Consider the following 13,775-nt stretch of genomic DNA (forward strand, 5'->3'; position numbering starts at 1 on the left):
CCCATGCGGGATATGATCATACACCTAAACCATACTATCCGCGCCAGTGCATTATGCACTGGCGCTTTGTTATGCCTGATGTTTTCTCAACCCAGCGTCGCAACCAGTAAAAATCAGCTGGATGGCGTCAAACAGGAGATCTCACGCCAACAGAACCAACTTGGCAGTAAGAAGACCCAGTTCAACACCCTGCAAAAAGAACTCAGACAGCAAGAGCTGGGCATTGCACAAACGGCGAAGAAAATTCACCAGGCTGACAGTCAGCTCAACACTCTCAACGACTCCATCAGCAAGCTAGAGCGCGATCAGACAACGCTCCAACAGTTGAAATTCGGCCAGCAGGAAATGCTGAAAGAATTGCTCGACACCCAATACCGCCAAGGACAAAACGATCAGCTGGCGAGCCTGTTAAGTGGCAAACAAAGTACTGAACTCGATCGGATGTCGGTTTACGCAGAACGCTTGAGCCAGGCGCGTAGCCGGGCACTCAATGAATTAGCGGCGACCAACACCGAGTTACAGCTCAAGCACCATGAATTAGCCCTGCAACGCCAGCAGCAGCAGGTCTTGCTGACCCAGCTAAAAACCGAAAAAAGCACATTAGAATCAAAACAAAAGCACCGAAAGAAGACTCTTATCAGCATTAAAAGTCAGATTAATTCTGATAATAACTACCTCACTGAGCTGCACGCCAACGAAAAACGCTTGCTGGCAGAAATTGCCAAGGCAAAAGCGGAAGCGGAAGCCGCGCGGCGAGTCCCGATGGATGGTCTGGCTAGGCAACAGGGTAAGCTGCCATGGCCCGTCAAAGGCTCGGTACTCCATGCCTACGGATCGGTTCAGAAAGGCGAATTACACTGGAAAGGGATGGTATTCAGTAAACCTTCCGGCAGTCAGGTCAAGGCCGTGTATTCCGGTAAAGTAGTTTTTGCCGACTGGTTACGAGGCTATGGCTTAATGCTGGCTATCGATCACGGCAAAGGTGATATGAGTTTTTATGGCTATAACCAAACCCTGCTGAAAAAAGTCGGTGACACGGTGCAAGCAAGCGAAGCCATCGCTCTGGTGGGTGACAGCGGCGGTCAGGAGCGGTCAGGCCTGTACTTTGAGATCCGCCGTAAAGGTACCCCAACCAATCCAAGGAACTGGCTGGCAAAGTAAACCTAACAGCCTCCCCCGATTGCACTATCAGGGAGCCTTGAACTCAACCACAAAGATTATCAGGAACTACGGCATGCGACGGAACGCACTTTGTTTCTCTTTTTTGATCATTCTATTTACGGTAAGGCCGGTAGCGGCGGCCAGGTTAGCGATCGTTATCGACGACTTAGGCTATCAGGCCATGCCAGTCCAACTCTCTGCGTTACCATCTGAAATCAGCATCTCAATTCTGCCCGATACCCCTTTTGATTTAGCCACTGCGCATCAGGCTGAACGAGAAAATAGGGATACGTTACTGCATATGCCCATGCAGCCACAACGGCTGGCACCGTTAGAGCTGACAACACTCACCGCTGATATGCCCCGGGAAGAATTACAGCGAACGTTGCGTCATGCTCTCAGCCGCGTCCCCAATGCCATAGCCATCAATAACCACATGGGAAGCGGACTAACCCAAAATACCCAAGCGATGGACTGGGTGATGACAGTGCTCGCTGAAAAAGGCCTCTCCTTTCTGGATAGCCGCACCACCACCCAGACAGTGGCATTTGAACGGGCGCAAGCCAACGGCGTGCCCGCACTGCGCCGCCATATTTTTCTCGATCACTTTCGCACCCGGCAGTTTATCCGGCAACAGTTAGAATTAGCCCTGAAACGGGCCCGTAAATATGGTTATGTCGTGGCAATTGGCCACCCCTATCCCGTAACCCTGGAAGCGCTGCAACAATGGCTGCCTGAAGTAGAAAAACAGCAGGTCAAACTGGTGCGACTATCAGAGTTGTATCCACAGATATAACACCAATCTGACTCACGACAATAACTTCAGCGTGGGGATATTAAAGGCCGACAGCAAGTGAAATCGACAATTATGAAATGTCTCGTTGTACCTGATCACAATAATGTGACTCAAGTTGGAGAACCCGAACCTTCCCTTCATTAGTGGTCAGAGGACGGACAATACTTAGCATCTGTAATACCCCTTGATAAATCACCCCTTTGGTGATTTTAGCGCCCGGGGCTTGAGTGGTCTGATAACAGATCCAACTCGATGCAACTAATTTTAGCGTGTTGGCCAGGCTTAACAGCTCATTTTCGTCCAGATCCAGCAGCCCACTATCTTTGAAGCTATTCATCAATACCATGATATTGCTGTGTAATTCCTCCTGAGCTTGTAAATATTTCCTCTGCAGCTCCTCATCACGACTCAGAATGTCTGGCAGGTTGGCGTAGAAAAACCGATAGCGCCACATCAGCATAAATACGGCATCCAGGTAGCCCAGCAAACTTTCGGCAGTCGCATCAAATTCTGCTTGCGGCTGAAAACGAATACTCAGATCGCGGGCGTATTCATCAAAGATACAGTGTATAATCTCTTCCTTATTGCGAAAGTGATAATAGAGATTGCCGGGGCTGATCCCCAAATGAGCAGCTATATGGTTGGTGGTAACGTTAGGCTCACCACTCTCATTAAAGAGTTCCAGTGCGGCCTGAATTATTTTGTCGCGGGTTTTCATGCGCTTCTCACTTCCTTCACCCAATGGCTATCGCTTGATATTATCATAACTCATAACCAATATTTGTAACGGTGGCTAACTAAAGCCGTTCGATCAATGAATTAGCATTAGGATAACCGATGATTATTGTAACTGGCGGTGCCGGCATGATCGGCAGCAATATCGTTAAGGCACTGAATGAACAAGGTCATAACGATATTCTAGTCGTTGATAACCTAAAAGACGGCACTAAATTTGTTAATTTAGTTGACCTTGATATCGCTGATTACATGGACAAGGAAGACTTCATCACCCAGATCATGGCTGGCGATGAATTCGGCCCAATCGAAGCCATTTTCCACCAGGGGGCTTGCTCGGCAACCACAGAGTGGGACGGCAAATACATGATGCTGAACAACTATGAGTACTCTAAAGAGTTACTCCATTTTTGCCTGGAGCACCAGATTCCATTCCTGTACGCCTCTTCTGCTGCCACCTACGGCGGGCGCGATCACGACTTCATTGAAGAAAAACAGTATGAAGGTGCCCTGAACGTCTACGGTTATTCAAAACAGCAGTTTGATAATTATGTTCGTCGCATCTGGCAAGACGCAAAAGCCCATGGCGAGACACTGTCTCAGGTGACGGGTTTTCGTTACTTCAATGTTTATGGCCCGCGCGAACAGCACAAAGGCAGCATGGCGTCTGTGGCTTATCATCTCAATGGTCAGATTAAAGCCGGTGACAACCCAAAGCTGTTCGAAGGTTCCGAGATCTTCAAACGTGATTTTGTCTATGTGGGTGATGTGTGTAAAGTAAACCTGTGGTTCCTTGAAAAGGGCGTATCCGGTATCTTCAACTGCGGCACTGGCAATGCCGAATCGTTCCAGGCCGTCGCCGATGCAGTGATCAAATACCACGGTGAAGGCGAAGTTGAAACGGTCCCATTCCCGGAGCACCTGAAAGGTCGCTATCAGGCATTTACCCAGGCAGATTTGACCAAGCTTCGTGCGGCCGGTTATAACCAGCCGTTCAAGTCAGTTGCCGAAGGCGTGGCTGAGTACATGGCGATTTTTAATAAGTAACGTTGAAATAACCCGATGACAGATCATTATGACAAGCAAGCTTATAACCCGGCGTTTTCCTGGTCTTTCTTGCACCCTAAATACTGGGGAACCTGGCTGGCGGTAGCTGTCGCGACCCTTGTTTGCCTGTTTCCTCATTCACTGCGCCGGGCGCTTGCCACCGGATTTGCGAAACAAGCAGTGAAACTAAACAGCAAAGCCAACCGCCGCGCCCGGGTAAACTTGCAAATGTGCTTCCCTGAAAAATCAGAACACGAACGTGAGGCGATACTGCTGCAGAGCATTATTACCGCAGGTACCTTCCTGATGGGGTTTGCCTCGCTATCGGTACGTAATCGCCAGTGGCTGGAGCACAACACCATTATTCGTGGTGAGGAGCACCTGACAGCATTAAAAGACCAAGGTCAAAATGCCATCTTGCTCGTGCCCCATACCTGGGCCATTGATGTGCCCGCAGTACTGCTTGCCTCGCGCGGCCTGCCCGTGGTGGCGATGGTGAAAAAACAAAAAAACCAGGTTTCTGACTGGCTGATGCACAAACAGCGAGTGCAATACGGCGGGCGCGTTTATGAACGAAGCACGGGGATTAAGCCCTTTATCCGCTCGATCAGGGAGGGGTATTTAGGCTATTACCTGCCAGACGAAGATCTCGGCCCGGAACACAGTGTGTTTGTCGATTTTTTTGCTACTACCAAGGCAACCATTTCTGGTCTGGGACGGTTGTCAAAATTAAGCCGGGCAAAGGTTGTCCCGCTCTTTGCCGTGTACAATAACGGCACCGGCAAATACGAAATAGACATCAAGCCAGCACTCGCCCCCTTCCCGAGCGAGAGCGAAGAGCAAGACGCCCGTATCATGAACACCTGTATCGAAGATTACGTTAGCGTTAATCCTGAGCAATACATGTGGATTTTACGTTTACTGAAGACCCGCCCGAACGATGGGGAAAACCCTTATCATACAGACAAAGCCTAGCCACTATGACATTGAAAATTACTAATCCATTATTACTGATCACAAATAGCCTAGTCTTTTTATTTGCGCCCCTCTGCCTGACGGTCGATAAGGGGTATAACCTGATCCCGATGCTGTTATTGGTTCTGGCACTGCCATTACTATTTAGAGCCAAAAAAACCCCGCTCACTAAAGAGCATAAGTGGCTGATTGCGGCCTTTTTCGGCTACTTTATCCTGTTCCCGATCTCGGTCTATTTTGATGGCGGTCACTCTAGTGATATCGACCAGGCCAGCAGAACTGTGATGGCGGTCATCATATTACTGTTATTGCTTCGTTATCCGCCAAAGTTTGACTGGTTAATCAATAGCTTTGCCGCCGGAGCTTTGGCCTCTGGCGCTGTTGCCATCCTGCAGGTATTTATCCTCGATCAGCCACGCGCATTTGTTGCTCATATCAATCCGATTCAAGGCGGTAATATTGCCATGTCGCTCGGCTTGCTTAGCCTGTGTGGTACGATTTTTCATCTAAAAAATCAGCGTAACATTAAAGCTTTCGCGTTTTTCATAGCAGCTGGTGCCGGCATTATCGGCAGCTTCCTTTCCGGCGCTCGGGGCGGCTGGATCTGCCTTCCTGTTGTTATCTCTGCTCTGATCTATTTAAATCGCAGCTGGTTATCCAAGCGTTGCTATCTAGCGATACTCTTGACGCTGCTAGCTGTCAGCACAGCATTTCTGCAACCGTCATCGGTCATGGAGCAACGATTTGATGCTATAGGCTATGACATTGCCCAATACCAAAACGGTAATAGCAATACTTCAATCGGTATTCGTTTTGACCTTTGGAAAAGCGCCTATTACAGCATTAAGGAAAAACCTATCTTTGGCTGGGGAGTCAACGGTCGCCATGCCAACCAGCTTGAGCAGGTAAAAGCCGGTATCCTCAGCCAGCACCTCTATAATGAAGGTTTTCATGCCCATAACCAGTATTTAGAAGATACCTCAGTGCGCGGCTTACTCGGCTTGGTTGCACTGCTGGGCTTATTTGCCGTCCCTCTGGTTATTTATAAACGCTATAGCCGTTCAACATCTTCAGCCCAACAGGCCGCATTGGCCAGTTGCGGGGTGGTTTTTGTCGTTTCAGTCGCCAGCTACTGCTTAACCCAGTCCTTTTTGTCCCATAACTCGGGGATCGTTTTTTACTGTTTCATCACTATCAGTATTATTGCCTCGTTAGTCAGCCTCAATAACGAACAAGAAGAGAAACAGTTAGCATCATTGAACATCATTGAACATATTGGCAGCTACTTTCATAAAGCTAAGTTCCACTTACAAAATAAGCAACAGGGGTAACAATGAAAATTCTAATTGCCAGCTCATATAAACATGCTTGGAACAGCGTACGCCCTGAAGCTGAAATGTTTATTGAAATGGTTAAGCAAGGTCACGAAGTGACGGTCTTGACCCAAGGCGATGCGCCGTATGTAGAGCGGTTTAATGCGCATGGGGTTAAAACCATTGACTGCTATCCAAAAAGAAAAATCTGTTTAGAAACCATAAAAAAAATGCGTAAAGAGCTGGCAGAAGGCCAATATGATATTTTCTACGCGTTTAACTCGAAAACCATTCCCAATGCAATTTTGGCAAGCATCGGTACCAAGGCAAAGGTGATCACCTACCGCGGAACGACGGGGGGATTATACCGTCATGATCCGAGTGCCTACCTGACCCACCTGAATCCTCGCGTAGACGGTATTATTTGTGTATCTGAGGCGGTTCGGCGAGATGTGGCCAAACGAGTATGGAAAATCAAAGATAATGTGACCACCATTTATAAAGGTCACCAGCTGGCCTGGTATCAGGTGCCGGCAACAGAAAGAAGTGAGTTTGGGTTAACGGATGATCACATCATCGCGGTGTGTGCCGCTCATGTCAGGCCAAGCAAAGGCATTTCGGTATTAATTAAAGCAACGCATGCCATTAAAAATGAAAACTTCCATCTGTTATTAGTGGGTAGCGGCTTTGAACCTCATTTGGAAGAGATCGCACAAAGCCCGATGGCTGATCGCATTCACCTTGTTGGCCACCGCAAAGACGTACCTTCAATTATGACCATGGCCGATTTTCAGGTTCAGCCATCAATCAGCGGTGAAGGCCTGCCGCGCACCATCATTGAAGCCATGGCCAACGGTACGACTTCGGTTGTTACTACTACGGGTGGCTCACCGGAGCTGGTCGATGATGGCAAAACCGGTTTTGTTGTCCCTGCCGGCGATGCCGATGCTTTCGCCGATGCGATGAATAAACTCATTGCCGATAAAAATAAAATTTCTCAGTTCAGTGCTGCCGCTAAACAAAAACTGGATCAAGAGTTCAATGCCGCACAGACCGTGAAAAAGCACATTGCATACTTTGAAAAACTATGTAACAAAGGCTAACAAACTCAACAGCCGCAATTACAATTGCGGCGAATAAGTAAGAAAGCAGTCAATTATACTAATAATTTAAATACACAAATAATTACTTTCGGAAAAGAGAACATGGAAGCTTTTGTGATAAGCCTTGCCGATAGCCTAGACCGACGCAAAAAGGTAAAGGATATCCTTGATAAACATCATATTCATTTTAATTTCATAGATGGCGTTGATGGCAGAAAAGGAAATCATCCTCTTCTGGAAAAATACAATGAAAAAGAATTTCTATTCAATTACGGCAGGAAAGCGGCACCGGGTGAAATAGGCTGCTACGCGAGCCACATGCTGGCATGGCAGAAATGCGTTGATTTGAACCAGTCTATTATTGTGTTTGAAGATGATCTCTCGATTAAAGATGGCGTGCTTGAGGCGTTCAGTGCCAGTGAGAAAGTCATCGATAAATACGGTTTTATCCGACTGGAAACAACCAATAAAAAACCTCAGTACAAAGTCGCTACAGTTGATGGTATGACCTTATCTAACTTTCTGAAAGTACCACAATGTGCCACTTGTTATGCCATATCTCCAACAACCGCAAAAGCATTTCTAGATAACAGCCAGGAAATTTGCCTTCCCGTGGATGTGTTTATCCGCAATGTCTGGATGCATAAACAAGCGATATACGGATTAGAACCCTATTTTGTATCAGCCAGCGGTGAAGAATCAATCATAGGCAAGAGAAAGAGAAGTCAGAAGAAGTCCATTAGCACCAGGATTATCTGCCTGGCATATAAATTAAGAAATATGACGGGTAATTTTCTCAGCCAGATTTCGTTTTATCTGTCACGATAAAATAAACCAGTTTTAGCCCCGCCGACATAGACCGACGGTACACTTGCCTGTTAACCCTCCAAGTGTATTTGAATACCCATCCACACAGTTATGCTGATGGGTATTCTATTGTTCATCAAGAATAGTGGCTCTATTTTTTAGTTTTGCTCTCTTGCTCCAACAACCACAAGCCAACATATTTATTGAAATTCACCTGGGCATAGGTCATCGCGATAATAAAACCGACACTGCCATCGAGGAACCCTCTGCGAATCACATAAATGAGGAAGAAGGTCCAGATAGCACGCAGCAGCGCCAATACCAAACCATGGGACTTCTTGCCCTTACGGTGATATTTCTGAGCACCTAGCCAAGCATACTGAGCCGCCTTATCTAGGCCATGGCCGTAATCTCGATGAGTGTAGTGCAACAGTAAACCAGGCATTATACCTTTCTCGCCAGAAGCCGGAACCACCGTTTCATGTACTTCATCTAAGGTATAGCGCGCGCCCTCACGCTTGAACAGACGTAACACGGAACGGGCACTGCGACCATATTTCAACGTCTTGCCATAAAGGGTCACGCCCCAAGGCAGACGATAAGCCGTTTTATCGATCGTTTCCTGCTCAAGTAGCGAAACTAACGCTGTTTGCATGTCGCTATCGAGTGCTTCATCGGCATCGATTGAAAGCACCCAGTCACACGTCGCTTTATCTAAAGCGCGTTGCTTTTGCTTACCAAAACCAGGCCAGTCCGTCACCGTGACGTTATCAGTAAAACGCTGGCAAATTTCTACCGTTTCATCTGTCGAACCACTGTCCAAGACAATGATTTCATCGGCAACTGATGCGACGGATCGCAGGCAGCCCTCGACCCGATCGGCTTCATTTTTTGTAATTAAAATAACTGACAGTGTATGTTTTCGCATGTGATTACCACTTCCAATAGCCCATTTTCTTTCGCATTTTCAGGTTACGAAATATATTCGCCGGCTTTTTATCCTGCCAGCCTTCAGTCAGCATTTCAGTGACTGCCGCCAATACACGATGAGCCGACTGCCCATCAAGATAAGGCGTGATATCTGGGCCATAACGTTTAATATAAGTTTGTAGTTCATTACTTGGAGCCAATGCATCACGAATAGCAGACGCAAGGTTTTCTGGCTCAGTAATATTAATAAAACAGGGTTGAACTTCACGGTTATTCACCGTGACAACAGGTTTGTTCAGCAATAAAAATTCCTGGAATATTGATGAGTTATCACACACCATAACATCGGCTCGGTGAAGCAGTTCAATCACTTTATCATTATCGAAAAAGGTTAAATTATCACTTTCAAGCTGACGGTACTTCTCAACCGTTTGCGGATCCATCTTCGGATGTAGGGTGATCAACCAATGCCAGTCACCTTGCTGGCTGAGCGCCTTAATTTCTTCATATACCGATTCAGCACAAGACAAACTTGGGGTGAATGTTGATGCAAACAAGATCTGAGGTCTTGAGTACGTTGTCTCTGACTTAAAATTAAATAAGCTATCAAGCTTTAGCCAACCCGTCTCTTTAACTCTGAAATAGCCTCGCTTTTCAGCTAACGGTTCAAGCATGCCGGTTCGTTCATGGCCTTCGGTGCAAAACAGGTCGAACATCCCGCGTTCGGGGTATACATTGCCTCGCTTGCTTTCATTTAAACCATGAAACACTTCCACTTTCAGGCCGGGAATAAATGACGGCACCCGATCACCCGGCACAAACACCGCGTTGGGGTTATAATCAACGGCCTCTTTAATGGTCAGGAGCTCATCTTCACCTTCTGCAAGAAAACCTCTCGACACTTCATCGCCGGCCAGCAACCACTTAACCTGATGACCCGCAGCAATCGCGACAGCTTGCAGGGGGCGCAAAATAGCAAAGGAATAGTTTTGTTCGACATAAAATAAAAAACGATATGAAAACTTCTCATTTGAGCCATCAGCAATTTGTTGCATGGTATAAAAATCCCGGTATAAACAAGCGTATTGAAAAAACAAGCCAAAGTGCAAAAAGTATGATCGCGTTAATCCGTAATCATATCAGAAAATCCCCGTTAACCCTTGCCCGGTTATATCAATAGTAAAATGTCGTAAAAACCTTTCACAACATCGTATACACTCTCAAGAAAACTTTCCGACTGATATCAAGGAATACACCGTGCTCATACGCTGGTTTTACACCTTATTACTTTCCCTCGCCGCCCCACTCCTACTCTACGGCCTTTACAAGAAAAAAGCGGGAAAGCCTTCATTCGGCCCGCGCTGGAAAGAGCATTTTGGCTTTACCCCCGTGATCGCTAACCAAAATACCGCACTCCGCCCTATCTGGATCCACGCGGTCTCGGTTGGCGAATCTATTGCTGCCATTCCAGTGATTAAAGCCTTAAAAGCGCAAAACCCAGAGCAACCCATTGTCGTCACAACGACAACCAGCACAGGTGCAGAGCAAGTGGCCAAACTGGGCGATCTGGTTGAACACCGTTATATGCCACTTGATTTTTCATGGTGTGTTAAAGGCTTTTTAAAAACGATAAAACCTTCTGCGATGCTGATTATGGAAACTGAGCTGTGGCCAAATACCCTCGCCTCAGTTCACGATTCAGGCGTACCGATCATTATTATGAATGCCCGCCTGTCAGCCCGCTCAGCGGCTCGCTATCGTCAGTTTCAGCCCATTTTCAATCTACTGGCCCGCAATATCGACCATGTTTTGTGCTTACATCATGATGATGCGGAGCGCTTTAAAGCATTAGGGATGAAAGAGCAAAATGTCACGGTGACCGGCTCAATTAAATATGACATCGAAATATCGGCTTCAATCAAACAGCAAGCAAGAGATTTACGCAGCCAGTTAGGCGCTCAGCGGCCGGTCTGGGTCGCGGCCAGCACCCACAAAGGGGAGGATGAACAAGTCTTGGAGGCATTCCGGTTTGTTCTGCAAAAGTACCCGGACAGTTTATTAATTCTTGTTCCGCGCCACCCAGAGCGTTTCAATCAGGTTGAACAGTTGTGTGCCGATACCGGCTTTACCTGTGTGCGCCGCACAGCCAATGCCGAGGTTTCAGCCGATACTCAGGTCTATCTGGCCGATACGATGGGAGAAATGCTGATCTTCCAGGGCGCTGCAGATATCACCTTTATGGGCGGCAGCTTAATCGGTGATGCGGTCGGCGGGCATAACCTGTTAGAGCCTGCCGCCTTGGGGAAACCCGCGCTCACCGGGCCAAGCTTTTACAATTTTACCGACATAACTGAGCAGTTATGCTCAGCCAATGCAGTCTGGATCTGTGCCGATGCCCAAGAACTGGGGCTGATGCTAACGCAACTCTTTGCGAGCTCTGAACAATGCCAATCCATGGGATCCGCCGCTTTGAACGTGGTAAAACAAAATCAAGGTGCGGTTGCCAAAACCTTAACCGCTCTCAACCACCAGCTTTCAACTCAGGCCCCAGCGTAACCTTGCAATAGACATTGCCAACATGAGTCCTGAAACTGAATACCTCGCTTACCCTGCTCTTTAACAAATGAGCGGTGTAGGCGGGCCAGGTTCTTCTCTTTCCATGCTGACCCCGACTGCTCATAGCATTTATCAAAATCGATCAACCAAACCTGCTCGTCGCCATCCAGCAAAATATTGTGAGCGTTCAGATCGGTATGGCACACCTGTAAATCGTGCATTTTTCGGATCGTTGCCCCGATCTGCAGCCACACAGGCTCGGGAAGGCTGTTTTTTTGCAACAACGCCACAAGATCCCTGGCGTTATCAATCTTCTCAACCAGAATATCGGCACGGTAAGTTAAACCGGAGCGGATCGCCCTCGCCGCGACGGGGCGGGGAACACGCACGCCACCTTGCGCCAACTTATGCAGCAACAACGTTTCTTCAGCGCAGCGCGTTTTGCTCCAGCCAAGAAACCAATATGAGTCTTCTACCAGTTTGCCAAATAGTCCGCCACGACGATAATGACGCAGTGCCATCGGTAACCGTTCACCCTGAACAAACCAGGTTGTGCCTCGACCTTCCGCCGAGCCAATCACTTTTGCTCCTTGCTGCCAGAACACCGGGTCAAAACATACATTCGGATCTTCTTGCAACAAATTCGGGTCAAACCAGATGCGCTGGTTATCAAAACACAATTCTTCCACGGTGAAACTCCTGACAGGTTACGCTTCGTTATTTTACAATCACCTGAGTGAACTGCATAATTCCATCTTCAAATCATTATTGGGTATCAGCAATGGCGCTATTTTCTACTCCGCCGAAATCTTTGTGTATTCTGCGATTATCTGCAATTGGTGATGTTTGCCACGCGATTGCCGTGGTGCAAGCAATACAATGCCACTGGCCTCAAACAGAAATCACCTGGATTACCGGGAAAATAGAAGCCCAGCTTATCGGTGACTTGCCAGGGATAACCGTCGTCACCTTTGATAAAAAAGCCGGTCTTGCCGGTATGCGAACTGTTTGGCGTGCATTAAAAGGGCAAAAGTTTGATGCCTTACTCCATATGCAAGCAGCACTTCGTGCAAGTGTACTATCATTGGGCATTAAAGCTAAATACCGCGTTGGATTTGGCCGCAACCGCACCAAAGAAGGACAATGGCTGTTTACTAACAAGCACCTGCCAAAAACCGATGCCTTTCATGTCCTGGACAATTTCGCGGATTTTGCCCGTTATCTCGGGGTTCCTTTTTCTGCGCCAAGCTGGAATATTCCGCTGGCGGAAGAAGATGTCCGGTTTGCTCAGCAATACACAGCGGGAAAACAAACCCTGCTGATCTCTCCTGCCGCCAGCAAAGATGAACGCAACTGGCTAACCGAGCGATATGCAGAAATTGCGGACTATGCTAACAGCAAAGGTATGCAGGTACTGCTATGCGGTTCACCGGCTCCCAGAGAAATTGCGCTGGGCAAGAAAATAGAACAATACAGCCAGCAGCCTGTCGTTAATTTGATTGGCCAGACCAACTTGAAGCAATTAACGGCCTTATTAGGGCAAGTCGATGTTGTCTTAGCCCCGGATACCGGCCCTGCGCACCTGGCTACCACCCAGGGAACACCGGTTATTGGGTTGTATGCTCACAGTAACCCATACAGAACCGGGCCTTACAATAGCCTGGATCACGTGGCGAGCGTTTACGATCAACATGCCGAACAACAACATGGAAAACCGGTTGATGCCTTGCCTTGGGGCACCAGAGTGAAAGGCGAAGACTTAATGAAAGACATCAGTGTCGAAAAAGTAAAGTCCATACTCGACAGTCTGATCTCACCATCGGTTTCGCACTAAACAAATTATTTTATTTAACGGAAGATCACCATGACAACACGCGTTATCTACCCGGGTACTTTTGATCCAATCACCAATGGCCATCTTGACTTAATTGAGCGTGCTGCCGCTATGTTTGACCATGTGGTGGTCGGTATTGCAGCCAGCCCGAGCAAGAAGCCCCTGTTTGATCTGCAAGAGCGTGTCACGCTCACACAGGCCATCACCAAGCATTTATCCAACGTTGAAGTCGTTGGTTTTTCTGGTCTGCTGGTCGATTTCGCCAAGGAATCTAATGCTAATATCTTAGTTCGCGGCTTACGCGCGGTCTCTGACTTTGAGTATGAATTCCAGCTGGCGAACATGAACCGCCGTTTAATGCCAGAATTAGAAACCGTCTTTCTTACCCCATCCGAAGAGAACTCTTTCCTTTCCTCAACCATTGTGAAAGAAGTTGCACTTCACAAGGGCGATGTGAGCCAATTCGTCGACCCTCAAATTACCGCAGCGCTTAATGTCAAGCTGCATAAAAAGTAGCA

The 13,775-nt window shown here is 47.6% G+C and carries 14 protein-coding genes; 10 read left to right on the forward strand and 4 right to left on the reverse strand.

All coding sequences use genetic code 11. From position 1 onward, the window contains the following. Nucleotides 1-12: 12 nt before the first annotated feature. Both C9I89_RS11440 and C9I89_RS11445 read left to right on the forward strand, forming a co-directional pair. Nucleotides 13-1,161: a peptidoglycan DD-metalloendopeptidase family protein gene (locus C9I89_RS11440; RefSeq protein ID WP_425440410.1), complete on the forward strand. Its 1,149-nt coding sequence runs from the start codon at nt 13-15 to the stop codon at nt 1,159-1,161. Between the two features lie 73 nt (nt 1,162-1,234). Further along, a complete protein-coding gene (locus C9I89_RS11445) occupies nt 1,235-1,957 on the forward strand; it encodes a divergent polysaccharide deacetylase family protein (protein WP_107283493.1) in 723 nt (240 codons plus the stop codon). Between the two features lie 70 nt (nt 1,958-2,027). On the opposite strand, the gene C9I89_RS11450 is transcribed toward C9I89_RS11445, so the two are convergent. Beyond that, nucleotides 2,028-2,675, reverse strand: a complete 648-nt coding sequence (locus C9I89_RS11450; protein ID WP_107283494.1) for a TetR/AcrR family transcriptional regulator — start codon at nt 2,673-2,675, stop codon at nt 2,028-2,030. Between the two features lie 119 nt (nt 2,676-2,794). On the opposite strand from C9I89_RS11450, the gene rfaD reads away from it, so the two are divergent. The 5 genes from rfaD to C9I89_RS11475 all read left to right on the forward strand — a co-directional run bounded on the left by rfaD (nt 2,795) and on the right by C9I89_RS11475 (nt 7,958). Beyond that, entirely contained in the window at nt 2,795-3,739 is a 945-nt protein-coding gene (gene rfaD / locus C9I89_RS11455; RefSeq protein WP_107283495.1) for an ADP-glyceromanno-heptose 6-epimerase, read from the forward strand. A gap of 15 nt (nt 3,740-3,754) precedes the next feature. Further along, nucleotides 3,755-4,714 carry a lauroyl-Kdo(2)-lipid IV(A) myristoyltransferase gene (gene lpxM, locus C9I89_RS11460; RefSeq protein ID WP_107283496.1) on the forward strand — a complete coding sequence of 320 codons (960 nt, stop codon included), beginning with the start codon at nt 3,755-3,757 and terminating at the stop codon, nt 4,712-4,714. Between the two features lie 5 nt (nt 4,715-4,719). Further along, complete coding sequence (locus tag C9I89_RS11465; RefSeq protein ID WP_107283497.1) at nt 4,720-6,045, forward strand: O-antigen ligase family protein; 1,326 nt, start codon at nt 4,720-4,722, stop codon at nt 6,043-6,045. 2 nt (nt 6,046-6,047) lie between these two features. After that, on the forward strand, nt 6,048-7,130 hold the full coding sequence (locus C9I89_RS11470) for a glycosyltransferase family 4 protein (protein WP_107283498.1): 1,083 nt from the start codon (nt 6,048-6,050) through the stop codon (nt 7,128-7,130). A 102-nt stretch (nt 7,131-7,232) separates the two neighbouring features. Next, nucleotides 7,233-7,958 carry a glycosyltransferase family 25 protein gene (locus C9I89_RS11475; RefSeq protein WP_107283499.1) on the forward strand — a complete coding sequence of 242 codons (726 nt, stop codon included), beginning with the start codon at nt 7,233-7,235 and terminating at the stop codon, nt 7,956-7,958. 130 nt (nt 7,959-8,088) lie between these two features. On the opposite strand, the gene C9I89_RS11480 is transcribed toward C9I89_RS11475, so the two are convergent. Both C9I89_RS11480 and C9I89_RS11485 read right to left on the reverse strand, forming a co-directional pair. Further along, nucleotides 8,089-8,865, reverse strand: coding sequence for a glycosyltransferase family 2 protein (locus C9I89_RS11480; RefSeq protein WP_107283500.1), 777 nt, complete (start codon nt 8,863-8,865; stop codon nt 8,089-8,091). A 4-nt stretch (nt 8,866-8,869) separates the two neighbouring features. Beyond that, nucleotides 8,870-9,922 (reverse strand): CDP-glycerol glycerophosphotransferase family protein, encoded by a 1,053-nt coding sequence (locus C9I89_RS11485; protein WP_107283501.1) that lies wholly within the window; start codon nt 9,920-9,922, stop codon nt 8,870-8,872. 202 nt (nt 9,923-10,124) lie between these two features. Here C9I89_RS11485 and waaA point away from each other — a divergent pair, with 202 nt between their 5' ends. Further along, entirely contained in the window at nt 10,125-11,423 is a 1,299-nt protein-coding gene (waaA, locus tag C9I89_RS11490) for a lipid IV(A) 3-deoxy-D-manno-octulosonic acid transferase (RefSeq protein WP_107283502.1), read from the forward strand. Here waaA and C9I89_RS11495 read toward each other — a convergent pair. Next, nucleotides 11,408-12,112, reverse strand: coding sequence for a 3-deoxy-D-manno-octulosonic acid kinase (locus tag C9I89_RS11495; protein ID WP_107283503.1), 705 nt, complete (start codon nt 12,110-12,112; stop codon nt 11,408-11,410). The genes waaA and C9I89_RS11495 overlap by 16 nt on opposite strands. Nucleotides 12,113-12,204: 92 nt before the next feature. Between C9I89_RS11495 and C9I89_RS11500 the strand changes: the two genes are divergently transcribed. Beyond that, entirely contained in the window at nt 12,205-13,257 is a 1,053-nt protein-coding gene (locus C9I89_RS11500) for a glycosyltransferase family 9 protein (RefSeq protein WP_107283504.1), read from the forward strand. Nucleotides 13,258-13,287: 30 nt separating this feature from the next. Beyond that, nucleotides 13,288-13,773 (forward strand): pantetheine-phosphate adenylyltransferase, encoded by a 486-nt coding sequence (gene coaD / locus C9I89_RS11505; RefSeq protein ID WP_107283505.1) that lies wholly within the window; start codon nt 13,288-13,290, stop codon nt 13,771-13,773. The last annotated feature ends 2 nt before the right edge of the window (nt 13,774-13,775 follow it).

This window comes from Photobacterium lipolyticum (genome assembly GCF_003026475.1).
In the GTDB taxonomy this organism is placed as follows: Bacteria; Pseudomonadota; Gammaproteobacteria; order Enterobacterales; family Vibrionaceae; genus Photobacterium; species Photobacterium lipolyticum.

Bases quoted from the DNA above. Each gene is read 5' to 3' on its own strand.
- C9I89_RS11450 (WP_107283494.1), bottom strand. From the start codon at position 2,675: ATGAAAACCCGCGACAAAATAATTCAGGCCGCACTGGAACTCTTTAAT.
- C9I89_RS11500 (WP_107283504.1), top strand. From the start codon at position 12,205: ATGGCGCTATTTTCTACTCCGCCGAAATCTTTGTGTATTCTGCGATTA.
- C9I89_RS11480 (WP_107283500.1), bottom strand. From the start codon at position 8,865: ATGCGAAAACATACACTGTCAGTTATTTTAATTACAAAAAATGAAGCC.
- C9I89_RS11445 (WP_107283493.1), top strand. From the start codon at position 1,235: ATGCGACGGAACGCACTTTGTTTCTCTTTTTTGATCATTCTATTTACG.
- C9I89_RS11470 (WP_107283498.1), top strand. From the start codon at position 6,048: ATGAAAATTCTAATTGCCAGCTCATATAAACATGCTTGGAACAGCGTA.
- C9I89_RS11475 (WP_107283499.1), top strand. From the start codon at position 7,233: ATGGAAGCTTTTGTGATAAGCCTTGCCGATAGCCTAGACCGACGCAAA.
- rfaD (WP_107283495.1), top strand. From the start codon at position 2,795: ATGATTATTGTAACTGGCGGTGCCGGCATGATCGGCAGCAATATCGTT.
- C9I89_RS11465 (WP_107283497.1), top strand. From the start codon at position 4,720: ATGACATTGAAAATTACTAATCCATTATTACTGATCACAAATAGCCTA.
- coaD (WP_107283505.1), top strand. From the start codon at position 13,288: ATGACAACACGCGTTATCTACCCGGGTACTTTTGATCCAATCACCAAT.
- C9I89_RS11485 (WP_107283501.1), bottom strand. From the start codon at position 9,922: ATGCAACAAATTGCTGATGGCTCAAATGAGAAGTTTTCATATCGTTTT.
- C9I89_RS11440 (WP_425440410.1), top strand. From the start codon at position 13: ATGATCATACACCTAAACCATACTATCCGCGCCAGTGCATTATGCACT.
- lpxM (WP_107283496.1), top strand. From the start codon at position 3,755: ATGACAGATCATTATGACAAGCAAGCTTATAACCCGGCGTTTTCCTGG.